This window comes from Cyanobium sp. PCC 7001 (genome assembly GCF_000155635.1).
Lineage (GTDB): Bacteria > Cyanobacteriota > Cyanobacteriia > PCC-6307 > Cyanobiaceae > NIES-981.
Map to the genome: position 1 here is coordinate 2,246,715 of NZ_DS990556.1, position 11,829 is coordinate 2,258,543.

General features: G+C 71.1%; 10 protein-coding genes and 2 pseudogenes. 7 read left to right on the forward strand and 5 right to left on the reverse strand.

What is annotated here, in order from left to right; translation table 11 throughout:
• The first annotated feature begins 83 nt into the window (after nucleotides 1-83).
• Nucleotides 84-770 carry a hypothetical protein gene (locus CPCC7001_RS11010; RefSeq protein WP_006911729.1) on the forward strand — a complete coding sequence of 229 codons (687 nt, stop codon included), beginning with the start codon at nucleotides 84-86 and terminating at the stop codon, nucleotides 768-770.
• Nucleotides 771-954: 184 nt separating this feature from the next.
• Here CPCC7001_RS11010 and CPCC7001_RS16045 read toward each other — a convergent pair.
• Nucleotides 955-1,212, reverse strand: a pseudogene (locus CPCC7001_RS16045) (DUF2752 domain-containing protein); the annotation flags it as partial.
• Nucleotides 1,209-2,393: an NAD(P)H-quinone oxidoreductase subunit H gene (locus CPCC7001_RS11020; RefSeq protein WP_006910920.1), complete on the reverse strand. Its 1,185-nt coding sequence runs from the start codon at nucleotides 2,391-2,393 to the stop codon at nucleotides 1,209-1,211. The gene CPCC7001_RS11020 and the pseudogene CPCC7001_RS16045, both read right to left, overlap by 4 nt.
• A gap of 105 nt (nucleotides 2,394-2,498) precedes the next feature.
• Here CPCC7001_RS11020 and rsmH point away from each other — a divergent pair, with 105 nt between their 5' ends.
• On the forward strand, nucleotides 2,499-3,392 hold the full coding sequence (gene rsmH, locus CPCC7001_RS11025; protein WP_369699365.1) for a 16S rRNA (cytosine(1402)-N(4))-methyltransferase RsmH: 894 nt from the start codon (nucleotides 2,499-2,501) through the stop codon (nucleotides 3,390-3,392).
• Complete coding sequence (locus tag CPCC7001_RS11030; RefSeq protein WP_006909947.1) at nucleotides 3,389-3,976, forward strand: DUF456 family protein; 588 nt, start codon at nucleotides 3,389-3,391, stop codon at nucleotides 3,974-3,976. The genes rsmH and CPCC7001_RS11030 overlap by 4 nt, the downstream gene beginning before the upstream one ends.
• 37 nt (nucleotides 3,977-4,013) lie before the next feature.
• Here CPCC7001_RS11030 and CPCC7001_RS11035 read toward each other — a convergent pair whose 3' ends face one another.
• The gene (locus CPCC7001_RS11035; protein WP_006910937.1) at nucleotides 4,014-5,153 is read right to left on the reverse strand and encodes a cysteine desulfurase family protein; all 1,140 of its coding nucleotides are present in this window, start codon (nucleotides 5,151-5,153) and stop codon (nucleotides 4,014-4,016) included.
• A gap of 20 nt (nucleotides 5,154-5,173) precedes the next feature.
• Here CPCC7001_RS11035 and CPCC7001_RS11040 point away from each other — a divergent pair, with 20 nt between their 5' ends.
• From CPCC7001_RS11040 to gghA, 4 genes are read left to right on the forward strand one after another with little or no spacing between them, the layout of a single operon-like run.
• A complete protein-coding gene (locus CPCC7001_RS11040) occupies nucleotides 5,174-5,713 on the forward strand; it encodes a hypothetical protein (RefSeq protein WP_071778307.1) in 540 nt (179 codons plus the stop codon).
• Nucleotides 5,714-5,733: 20 nt separating this feature from the next.
• Nucleotides 5,734-6,555 (forward strand): response regulator transcription factor, encoded by an 822-nt coding sequence (locus tag CPCC7001_RS11045; protein WP_006911137.1) that lies wholly within the window; start codon nucleotides 5,734-5,736, stop codon nucleotides 6,553-6,555.
• Nucleotides 6,555-7,607, forward strand: coding sequence for a pseudouridine synthase (locus CPCC7001_RS11050; RefSeq protein WP_006910140.1), 1,053 nt, complete (start codon nucleotides 6,555-6,557; stop codon nucleotides 7,605-7,607). Before CPCC7001_RS11045 ends, CPCC7001_RS11050 begins: the two co-directional genes overlap by 1 nt.
• A gap of 58 nt (nucleotides 7,608-7,665) precedes the next feature.
• The gene (gene gghA, locus CPCC7001_RS11055; RefSeq protein ID WP_006909688.1) at nucleotides 7,666-10,197 is read left to right on the forward strand and encodes a glucosylglycerol hydrolase; all 2,532 of its coding nucleotides are present in this window, start codon (nucleotides 7,666-7,668) and stop codon (nucleotides 10,195-10,197) included.
• 18 nt (nucleotides 10,198-10,215) lie between these two features.
• Here gghA and bchM read toward each other — a convergent pair whose 3' ends face one another.
• Both bchM and CPCC7001_RS11065 read right to left on the reverse strand, forming a co-directional pair.
• Entirely contained in the window at nucleotides 10,216-10,965 is a 750-nt protein-coding gene (gene bchM, locus CPCC7001_RS11060; RefSeq protein WP_006910522.1) for a magnesium protoporphyrin IX methyltransferase, read from the reverse strand.
• A 106-nt stretch (nucleotides 10,966-11,071) separates the two neighbouring features.
• Nucleotides 11,072-11,829 (reverse strand): annotated as a pseudogene (locus CPCC7001_RS11065) (N-acetylglucosamine-6-phosphate deacetylase); the annotation flags it as partial.

Here is an 11,829-nt window from a genome sequence, read left to right on the forward strand (position 1 = left end):
GGTAGTGGGGCATGGGCTTTCGCCCGCCGTGTTGTAGCGGCCTCCACCACTGCCTACATTCCGGTGAACACCGGACTGCTGCCTTGGCTTCACCTGCCGCCTACGAACAGCCCACCCTGACGCGGGCCTGGCAGGTGTTCCTGGTGCATGTGCCCACCATGCTGCTGATCTGGGTGGCCACGGCCGTGATCAGCGGGATCGGCTTCGGCATCTACCTGATCATCAACGTGATCGCCTACGTGGCCGGTGGCGGCCAGGCCATGACCGACACGGCGGAGGTGGTGGCCATGGTGCTGGGCCAGATCGGCCAGCTGCCGTTTTCCCTGCTCTCCAACCTGGTGGGGGTGCTGTTCACGGCGGTGCCAGCCCTGCACTACGCCACCGGGGAGACCATCGGCATCGAAGCGGCCTTCCAGGCCCTGTTCCGCAGGCCCTGGCGCTACCTGCTGGCCGGCCTGCTGTTCAGCATCGTCACCGTGATCGGTCTGCTGCTGTGCGTGCTCCCGGGCATCGCCGTGGCGCTGGTGGGTCCGGTGTACGTGAACAAGGTGTTCAACACCGACCTGCCGGTGCTGGAGGCTTTGCGGCTGTCCTTCCAGGCGGTCTTTCGCTCCCCCAAGGGCTGGGAGTTCGTGGGCATCGAGCTGCTCACCGGCCTGGTGGTGATCGTGGTCACCGTGGTCACCTGCGGACTCGGTGCCCTGGTGGCGGTGCCGGTCTCCAGCTTCTACATCCAGAACGTGGCCTACCACCGGGGCGTGCTGAGCTGAACGCCGCTGCCGCCAGCCCGCCTCAGCCCGAGGGAAAGACGGGAATGCCGAGGCCGAACTGCAGCGCCAGCCGCACGGCCCAGTAGCCCAGCAGCACCACCAGCAGCACCGCCCCATGCCAGGGCAGCAGCCCGCGGGGCATCAGCCTTCGCTGCCGGATCGCCTGCACCGACCACACAACCAGAGCCCCGGCGGCCAGGGGGCCCAGGGCGTGCTGGGTGAGGGCCTCCTCCCACTGGGCGTGCAGGCTGGCCGCCGTGGCCCGGGTGAGGAAGCAGGTGGGACAGGGAATGCCGGTGAGGGCCCGCAGGGGGCAGGCGAAGCCCGGCAGGCCCGGATGGGCTCCCTTGAACCAGAGGTAGCCCGTGATCGCTGCCGGCAGCAGACAACCGGCCTGCGCGGCACGCTCCAGAAATCGGCGCTGGAGCGAAACGGGTTTCAGCGATCCACCGACCCCATGATCACGTCGATCGAACCGAGGATCGCCATGATGTCGGCCACTTTGTGCCCCTTGAGGATGTGGGGCAGGATCTGCAGGTTGTTCTGATCGGCGGCGCGGATCTTGAAGCGCCAGGGGGTCACGTCGTCGTTGCCCTGGATGAACACACCGATCTCCCCCTTGCCCGATTCCAGCCGGGTGTAGAGCTCGCCGCTGGGGATCTTGAAGGTGGGAGCCACCTTCTTGGCCACGTACTGCAGGTCGAAGCCGCTGGAGTCACCGCCCTTGCCCTCGGCCATGCGCCTGGCTTCGAGGCTCTCGGTGGGGCCGCCGGGGATCATGGCGCAGGCCTGCCGCAGGATCTTGAGCGATTCGCGCATCTCCTGGATCCGCACCCGGTAGCGGGCGAAGCAGTCGCCCTCCTGTTCGCAGGCCACGGCCCAGTCGAAGTCGTCGTAGCACTCGTAGTGGTCCACCTTGCGCAGATCCCACGGCACACCGGAGGCGCGCAGCATCGGACCCGAGAGGCTCCAGTTGATCGCCTCCTCGCGGGTGATCGTGCCCAGACCCTCGATGCGGCGCCGGAAGATCGGGTTGTTGGTGATCAGCTTCTCGTACTCGTCGATCTTGGGGCCGAACCAGTCGCAGAAGTCGAGGCACTTCTCGAGCCAGCCGTAGGGCAGGTCGGCCGCCACCCCGCCGATGCGGAAGTAGTTGTTGTTGATCAGGCGCTGGCCGGTGGCCGCCTCCCAGAGGTCGTAGATCATCTCCCGCTCGCGGAAGATGTAGAAGAACGGGGTCTGGGCGCCCACGTCGGCCAGGAAGGGGCCGAGCCAGAGCAGGTGGTTGGCGATGCGGTTGAGCTCCAGCATCAGCACCCGGATGTAGCTGGCCCGCCTGGGCACCTGCACATCGGCGAGACGCTCGGGGGCGTTCACCACGATCGCCTCGTAGAACATGCCGGCCGCGTAGTCCATGCGGCTCACGTAGGGCACGAACATCACGTTCGTGCGGTTCTCGGCGATCTTCTCCATGCCGCGGTGGAGGTAGCCGATCACCGGCTCGCAATCCACCACGTCCTCCCCGTCGAGGGTCACCACGAGCCGCAGCACCCCGTGCATCGAGGGGTGGTGGGGCCCGAAGTTCACCACCATCGGCTCCGTGCGCGTCTCCAGCTGCGTCATGGGGCCGTGGTCTGCGGTCGGATGGCGGGATCTTAGGAAGGTTTGGTGCCCCCCTCTGTTCCCCTGCCACCTTCGGAGGCTGCTGCCACCACGGATGCCGCGCCGGTGTTCGCCCACCAGCCGGTGCTGGCCGATGCCGTGCTGGCGAGCTTCGCGCCGGTGGAGACCCTCCTGGCCGAGCACTCCGGGGGGGGCCTGCTGATCGACTGCACCCTCGGCGGCGGCGGCCACAGCGCCCTGCTGCTGGAGGCCCATCCCGGCCTGCGCCTGATCGGGCTGGACCAGGACCCGAGCGCCCGCACCGCCGCCGCCGAGCGTCTGGCCCCCTTTGGCGATCGGGTCACGATCGTGGCCACCAACTTCGCCGACCACCGCCCCAGCGAGCCGGCCCTGGCGGTGCTGGCCGATCTGGGGGTGAGCAGCCCTCAGCTGGATGTGGCCGGCCGGGGCTTCAGCTTCCGCGCCGAGGGTCCGCTGGACATGCGCATGAACCCGGAGGCGGGTGAGACGGCGGCCGCCCTGCTCGATCGGCTGGAGGAAGGGGCGCTGGCGGATCTGATCTATGGCTACGGCGAGGAGCGCCTGTCGCGTCGCATCGCCCGCCGCATCAAGGAGCAGGGACCCTGGAACGACCCGGCCCGGCCCCGCACCACCGCCGAACTGGCCTGGCTGGTGGGGGGGTGCTACCCACCGGCGGCCCGGCGGGGCCGCCTCCATCCGGCCACCCGCACCTTCCAGGCCCTGCGCATCGCGGTGAATGATGAGCTCGGGGTGCTCGGGCGCTGGCTGGAGCAGGTGCCCGATTGGCTCCGGCCCGGAGGTCTGCTGGGGGTGATCAGCTTCCATTCCCTGGAGGACCGCCTGGTCAAGACGGCCTTTCTCCGCGATGAGCGCCTGGAGCGGGTGACCCGCAAGCCGCTGGTGGCCGCTGCCGAAGAGGCCGAGGCCAACCCCCGCAGCCGCTCGGCGAAGTTCCGCGTGGCGCGGCGACGACCATGACCGCCTTCCCGCTCCAGCTTCCCCATCTGGTGCTCCCGGCCCTGGCGGTGCGGGATGGTCTCTGGTGGGGGGCCCTGCTGATCCAGCTGCTGGCCATTCCGGGCACGCTGCTGCCGCTGCTGCCGGGGCTGGCCCTGCTGCCGCTGGGGGCGGGCCTGTGGCTCTGGGCCGTGGGCTGGGCCGACGGCTGGGCGCCGTTCCTGCTGGCCTGCGTGCTGCTGCTGCTGGGCTGGGGGGCCGATGCCCTCGGCCTGGTGCTGGGTCCGGCCCGGCTCAAGGCCACCCGCTGGGCCTACATCGGCGCGGGGCTGGGGCTGCTGGTGGGGCTGGTGGGCCTGTTGCCGGCCCTGCCGGTGGGCGGGCCGCTGCTCGGGGCCCTGGTGGGCCCGCTGCTGGGGGCCAGCCTGGGCGAGCTGATCACGGCGCCCACCGCCCTGGGCCCCATGGGGCTGCTGCGGCTGCGGCGCTCGCTGGTGGTGGGGCTGGCGGTGGTCGCCGGAATGCTGGTGAGCAAGCTGGCCCAGGCCCTGCTGGCCCTGGTGGGCTGCCTGGGCTTCGTGCTGCTCACCACGGTGCTGGCCTGATCGGCTCTGCTGCCCAGCTGAGGTCTGAGGCGGGCCCTCAGCCCCGCAGCTGGTCCACGGCGGCGCGCACCGCGTCGATCGCCCGCGTGATCTCGGCCTCGCCGGTGCTGCGCCCCAGCCCGAAGCGCACCGAGGCGGCGGCTTCCTGGCGGCTGAGCCCCAGGGCCGCGAGCACATGGGAGGGGGAGCCCTGGCTGCAGGCGGACCCGCTGCTCACGGCCAGATCACGGCGCAGCAGGCGGTGCAGGGCGGTGCCGTCCACGCCGCCCACCGTGATGTTGAGGTTGTGGCTCAGCCGCGGTGCCCCGACGCCGTTGCAGCGCATCCCCCCCAGCGGCTCGAGACCCTGCCAGAGCCTGTCCCTGAGGGCCCCGAGCCGCCCGGACCGCTCAGGTTGATCGGCACAGCAGCGCTGCAGGGCTTCCCCCAGCCCCACCACCAGGGGGACCGCCACCGTGCCGGCCCGCAGGCCCCCCTCCTGGCCGCCGCCGTGGATCTGGGGGGCCACGGCCACCCCCGACCGCACGAGCAGGGCGCCGACACCCTTGGGGCCGTAGCACTTGTGGCCGCTGACGCTCAGCAGGTCGATGCCCAGGTCGGCCATCGCCAGCGGGATGTGGCCGGCCGCCTGGGCCGCGTCCACGTGCAGCAGCACGCCCCGGGCGCGGCACAGCTCGGCGATGGCCGCCAGGGGCTGCAGCACGCCGATCTCGTTGTTGGCCGCCATCACCGCGGCCAGCAGCACCTCGGGGCCGAGGGCCGCGGCGAAGGCCTCCAGGTCCACCAGGCCATCGGGCTGCACCGGCAGCACGGTGAGGGGAAAGCCGTGCCGTTCCAGATAGCGCAGCGGATCCAGCACCGCCCGGTGCTCGGTGGCCAGGGTCAGCAGGCGCTGCCGCGGCTCACCGCGCTCCAGGGCGGCCTCCAACACACCCTTGAGGGCGAGGTTGTTGGCTTCGGTGGCGCCGCTGGTGAACACCACAGCAGTGGCCTCGGCGGCGTCGAGCGCCTGTGCCACCTGGCCCCGGGCCCGCTCCACGGCCGCCGCGGCCTCCAGGGCCGGGCGGTGCAGCCGGCTGGAGGGGTTGGCGGCGTGGACGCTCCACCAGGGCTCCATGGCGGCCTGCACCGCCGGATCGCAGGGGGTGCTGGCGTGGTGGTCGAGGTAGGCGAGCATGGGTGGTCGTGCCTGGCGCCATGCTGACAACCTCGCCCGGGCGCCGCCTCTCATCCGGTTTGCCGGGTGTGCTCGGACTGCTGGCCCTCCTCGCCGGCGGCCTCGCCCCCACCGAGGCCAGGGCCACCACCCTGGCCCAAGCCACGGCGGTGGAGCGGCCGCCGGGGCTGGTGGTGCTGGATGAAAAGCCACGCCCCGAAGGTCTGCTGGTGCTCGGGGTCTACGGCCCGAAGCCCGATCCCGCCGTTCCTGGGCTCTGGCGCGCCCAGCTCTGGCGCCAGCTCGGCTCGGCCGTGACCATCCAGACCGACACGGTGCGCTGCAGCCCCACCGAGCCGATGCGCATCACGGACGACAGCGGCCGCCTGCTGATCCGCGCGATCAACCCTGGCGGTCTGATCACACCGGCGAACCGGGTGGATCACCTGGTGTGGTGGGCCGTGTGCCACCCCGAGCATGCCGGCCAGGATCCCGCCGGGCTCACCCAGGTGGCCCGCCAGCTCGGCTACAGCACCATGCTGCGGGAATCCGAGCAGGTGCTGCCTGGACGCTCCCGCTGAGGCTCTGCAGACTGTTGTCCATGACACCCGATCACCCCGGCAGCGACCTCACCACCGGTGCTCCTGACTCCGGCGACCCATCCCCCGAGAACGCCTCAGGGCACGCCGCCCAGGACTCGGCCCAGGACTCCACCCAGGCCAGCCCCCCCGCCCCGGTGCGTCTGCTGCTGGTGGACGACGAGCCCGGCCTGCGCACAGCCGTGAAGGCCTACCTGGAGGACGAGGGCTTCGCGGTGACCACCGCCAACGACGGCGAGGAGGGCTGGGAGAAGGCCCAGGAGCTGCTCCCCGATGTGGTGATCTCCGACGTGATGATGCCCTGCTGCGACGGCTACGGCCTGCTCAGGAAACTCAGGGCCGATGAGCGCCTCGGCGGTACACCGGTGATCTTCCTCACCGCCAAGGGCATGACGGCCGATCGCATCGCCGGCTTCCAGGCCGGCTGCGACGACTACATCCCCAAGCCCTTCGATCCCGACGAGCTGGTGGCCCGGGTGCGCAACGCCGTGAGGCGCCAGGAGCGGCTGCTGGCCGAGGCCGCCCGCTTCGCCGACGCCGACATCGGCCAGATGGCCAGGCAGATCACCGAGATCCGCTCCCTGCTCGCCACCGGCGGCCAGGCGAAGAAGCCCGCCGGCAGCACCGACCTGGTGTTCACCCCCCGCGAGGCCTCGGTGCTGCAGCTGGTGGCCGAAGGTCTGATGAACAAGGAGATCGCCCGCCGCCTCGAAACCTCCATCCGCAACGTGGAGAAGTATGTGAGCCGGCTGTTCATCAAGACCGGCACCGCCAGCCGCACCGAACTGGTGCGCTACGCCCTGGAGCACGGGCTGGTGGAGTAGTGAGTCCCCATGCCGCCCGCAACGGCGGCCATGCCTACCGCGACACGGTGCGGCGGGGCCATCCGCAGGTGAGCAGGTTCTACGCCGGCCGCTACCCCCACTCCCCGGCGTCGGTGTGGCTGGAGCGGATCGCCGCCGGCGAGATCGTGAGGAACGGCCAGCAGCTCCGGGCCGATGGCGAGCTGCAGCCGGGTGATCAGCTGGTTTGGCATCGGCCCCCCTGGTTGGAGCCTGCCGTGCCGGATCTGCCCGGCCCCCTGTTCGATGACGGCGACCTGCTGGTGCTGGCCAAGCCCGCCGGGTTGCCGGTGCTGCCGGCCGGCGGCTACCTGGAGCACACGGTGCTGCGCTTGCTGGAGCGGCAGGTGCGGGCAGGCCGCCTCGATGGGCGCTTCGGCCTGCCGCGCCCGGTGCACCGGCTTGGGCGCTTCACCTCCGGGCTGCTGGTGTGCGCCCGGCGCCGGGCCAGCCGCGCCTGGCTCAGCGCCCTGCTGCGCGACGGCACGGCCGAGGCCAGCAGGGCCGTCCCCCTGGAGCTCCAGGAGATGGTTGGGGAGGCGCCCGCCGCCTGCCGCAAGCTCTACCGGGCCCTGGCCGGTCCGTTGCCGGTGTCAGGCCCCGGGGCGCTGGAGCTGGGGGAGACCCTCCGCATCACCACGCCGATCGGCCGGCGGCCCCATCAGCGGCTCGGCGAGGTGTGGTCGGCCGGCGGCCGCAACGCCCTGCCCGCCCTCACCACGATCACCCTGCTGGAGCGGCGGGGCCACGGCTGTCTGGTGGAGGCCGCGATCGGCACCGGCCGCCCCCATCAGATCCGCATCCATCTGGCCGCAGTCGGAGCGCCGTTGCTGGGGGATCCGCTCTACCGGCCCGGGGGAGGGGTGAACCCCGGGGCGCTGCCGGGGGACCCGGGCTACCGGCTGCATGCCCACCGCCTCACCCTGCCCTGGCCTCCGGGCCAGCGGCTCGCGCTGGAGGTGGAGGCACCACCGCCGCCGGAACTGGCCCCGGCGCTCACCCGCCACGGCGGCGGGATGGGCATGTCAGCGTGAGGGCCCCGGCAGGCTCCGCCACGCCCGGGCCCGCTGCCGTCGTTCCTGAGGCCCCTCTGTGACCCAAGGCTCCTCGTCCCAAGGCTCGTCCCCCAGCTCCGCTGCCGGGTTCTCCCTGCGGCCGATCGAGCTGGTGGCGGAGCCCACCGCCGAGCTGCTCGCCTGGGCGGAGGCGATCGAAACCAGCGAGGCCACCACGCTGGAGAAAGCCCGGCAGATCGCCACCCGCCTGGGTGCCCACCCCCGCCCCGACGGCCTCACCGAGGTGGGCTTCTGGACGCCGGAACTCTCCGGCGATGTGATCCAGCCCCGCAACATCCTCCTGGAGGTGTTCACGCCTCGCCAGGCGATCGACCCGGCCCGGCCGGAGCAGACGGTGCTGTTTCACCGGGATTACGTGCAGCTCGAGAAGCTGGGCGACTACCACTGGGGCGTGCTCAGTGGGTTGCAGGCTGGCAACGCCTCCACGATCGGCTCGCTCTACTGGCTGCGCTACCTCAGCCCCGACACCAATGCGGTGAACATCGTGGGAGATCCCCTGGGGAGCTCCTATCCCTACGGCGTCTATGCCCCTGCGGAGGTCTACGACCTGGAGGGTCTGCAGCTCCGCCGAGGCGATCTGGACTACTACGAGGCCATGGCCGCGGCCCAGCCGATCGAGGCCGAAAGCCTGGTGCCTGCCCCGTTCACGGTGCCGGCTCCCTGCAACATCCTGCAGCTGCACGTGCGCACCGCCTCGCCCAACGGCTACCTCTCCGGCCTCACCCAGTTGTTCCGCGATCTGGCCCGCAAGGTGCGCGACGGCGAGAGCCTCACGCCCGTGGAAACCAACCTGCTGGGCTACGACGCGGTGCAGCTGCTGCCCACGGAACCCACCGTGGAGATGCGCGGCGGCCAGGGCAGCGACCACGACTTCTTCAGCCTGCGGCCCGATGACGAGGGCGTGCTCGATCCCGAAACCGAGGGAATCGTGATTGAAACGGGCGATGTGCGCGTGCGGCTGCGGCGCCCCGACCTGCAGAACTGGGGCTACGACGTGGTGATCTTCGGCAGTGCCGCCACCAACCCCGCCCTGCTGGAAACCCTGCGCCCCGATGAACTGGTGGAGTTCGTGGCCGAGCTGCACAGCTTCCCCACCGGGCCGATCCGCTTGATCTACGACCTGGTCTACGGCCACGCCGACAACCAGGCGATCGACCTGCTGAACGGGCGTTACCTCAAAGGGCCGAACATGTACGGCCAGGATGTGAACCACCAGAACCCGGTGGTGCGGGCGATCCTGCTGGAGATGCAGCGGCGCAAGGTGAACACCGGTGCCGACGGCATTCGCATCGACGGCGGCCAGGACTTCAAGTACTTCAACCCCCTCACCGAACGGGTGGAGTACGACGATCCCTATCTGATGGCGATGGGGGATCTGGTGCAGGAGATCGGTCCTGCCCGCTGGCGGCCCTTCGTGATCTACGAAGACGGCCGCCCCTGGCCGACGGAGGGCTGGGAGGAGATCTCCAGCTACCGCGACCTGGTGGAGCTGCGGCCGGACTCCTACCAGTGGGGCCCCCTGATCTTTGCCCACAACACCCCGGCGCTGCATGGCTTCTGGGCGCGGAAGTGGCGGCGGGTGTGCGAGAAGATGCAGTTCGGGGCACGCTGGATCACCGGCTGCGGCAACCACGACACCCTGCGCCGCGGCACCCAGGTGGCCGCCACCGAGCCGATCAATCCGCACCTGGGCACCAGCCTGCCGGAGGTGCTGGCCAACGCCTATGACAACCCGGCCATCGGGGCCCTCACCTACGGCTTCGGCCCCGGCCTGCCGATGGACTTCATCCACTGCCTGATGCGGGCTCCGTGGGGGTTCTTCCGCAACACCGACGACCGCTTCGGCGTGAAGGTGGTGGCGGAGGAGGCGCCGGGGTTTCTCGACTGGCAGCTCAGCCCTGAGCAGTACCGCGATGCCGGACTGTTCCCGGCCCTCAAGCAGCTGGGCTTCACCGAACTGGAGCCGCTGCGCCAGTTCCTGACCACCCTGGCCGAGGCGATCGCCGACACCGACTACGACCTCGAGGCCATGGCGGCGGCCTGCCGGAGCGTGGCGCCGGCCGGTGCCGGCGGTGCCATTCCGCCGGTGGATGTGGCCTGGTTGAAGGTCTTCGCCCGCAGCTTCATGGAAGACATGCACGCCGCCTGCAACATCTGGCGCCACACCGAGCGGGTGCAGCCCGAGCAGGCCGCCTACAACCTGGCCCTGCGGCAGTTCCGCCGCTCCCGCCCCTGGCTGCGCGACAACCTGGCCACCGGTGAGGATCGGCTCGATCTGATCACGACCCCCAACACCACGATCTTCTACGGGATCCGCCGGGCTCCGCAGGAGGCGGACGCGGAAGCCTCGGCGGTGGCTCTGGTGGCCCACATGGGTGGGGAACCCATGACCCTGCGCCTGCCGGAGCTCTTCCCGGAGCAGGCCGCCGGCTGGTCGCTGCTGCTGGCCTCCCCGGGGTTGGAGGTGTCGGAGGCGCAGCTGGCCGGGGCTCCGATCACCCTCAAGGACAGCCAGGCCCTGCTCCTGGAGCCCCTGCCGACGGCGTGACGGTGTCTCAGGCCCGCTTCAGGTGCTCTTCTCGAAGGCGATCAGCCTGGAGAAATAGAACGGTGCCTGGTTCAGATTGCGGCGCACCGGCGTGAATCCCGCCGCGGCCGCTGCCTTCACGATCCCCTCCTCCCGCAGGGTGTAGGCGCGGGTGGTCTTGCTCGGGCCGGGGAACAGCTGGCCGATGCCCTTGAGCAGCGCCAGCAGCGGCGTGTAGGGGGCGAAGCTCACGATCAGATGCTTCTCGGCCATGGCGGCCAGGTGGCGCACCATCTCCTCGGCGGCCGCCTGGGGGTAGTGGATGAACACATCCAGGCAGATCACCGTGTCGTAGCGGCCCTCGAGGCTCTCCAGGTCGGAGGCCTGGAAGCTGATCCGCCCGGCGGGGATGCCGGCCTCGACCGCACGGCGGGAGGCCTCGGCCACCATGGCCTCGGAAAGATCGCTGGCGGCGATGCTGCCGGCACCCAGCTGGGCCATGGGCAGGCTGAGGCTGCCCACGCCGCAGCCGGCGTCGCAGAAGCTGCGGCTGGCCAGATCCCCCTGCTCCTGCAGCCAGGCCAGCACGTTGTCCACGGTTTTCTGGTGCCCCAGGCGGATGTTCCGCTGCACCTTGTTCACATCCTCGCTTGTGCTGTAGATGCGGTTCCAGCGTTCGAAGCCGGTGGTTTCGAAGTAGCCCTTCACCTCCTGCTTCTCGGCCTGCTTGCCGCCATGCGACTGGGCGGCTCTCTCGGCGCTGTTGTCGGCGGCCGTGGTGCTCGGCATGGGGGAAGGGAGCGGTGGACGGAGCTGTGCGGCGGATCCTAAGGAGCACCCGTTCGGTGACGCCGCTCCCGGGTGACGTGGGCCCAGAGGGCTTCGCGCCATCCCTTCACGCGGCCCGCTGCCACTGGAGGCCATCGGGTCCGTGGCGCCAGCGCAGGGTTTCTGCCAGGGGCGTGCCCACCAGCATCGCGGCGGTGTCCCGGTCGTCGCCCAGCACCCGCCGCGGGGTGATGGTGGCCGCGGCGATGGCCCGCTCCGGCGGCGCGCCCCAGCTCTCCAGCCGCCGCACCCCCTCCAGCAGGGGCAGGGTCACCCCGGCCAGGGTGCCGTCCTCGAGGCGGCAGCTGCCGTCCTCCACCAGCAGCAGCCGATCGTCCCAGCGGTGGCGGCCCTCCCCCAGGCCGTAGGGCGCCAGGGCATCGCTCACCAGCACCACCTGCTCCGGTGCCAGCCGCTGCAGCAGCAGCGCCATCGACGGAGCCACGTGCACCCCGTCGGCGATCAGGCCGAGGGCCACGCCGCCATCGAGCACGGCGGCGGCGATCGGCCCCGGGGCGCGGTGCTGCAGGCCGGGCATGGCGTTGAAGCTGTGGGTCAGCATGCGCACCCCATGGGCGAAGGCGGCGGCCGCCTGCTGCTCATCGGCGCCGCTGTGGCCCAGGCACACCACCACGCCGGTGTCACGCAGGGCGGTGATCACGCTGTCGGCGCCGGGGAGTTCCGGGGCCAGGGTGACCAGATCGATCTGGTTCTCGTAGCCGCCGATGCGGGCCCGCAGCGCATCGAGGCTGGGGGCGGCCAGGTGCTGTTCCGGGTGGGCGCCCCGGCGCTCCGGCGCCAGGAAGGGGCCCTCCAGGTGGGCGC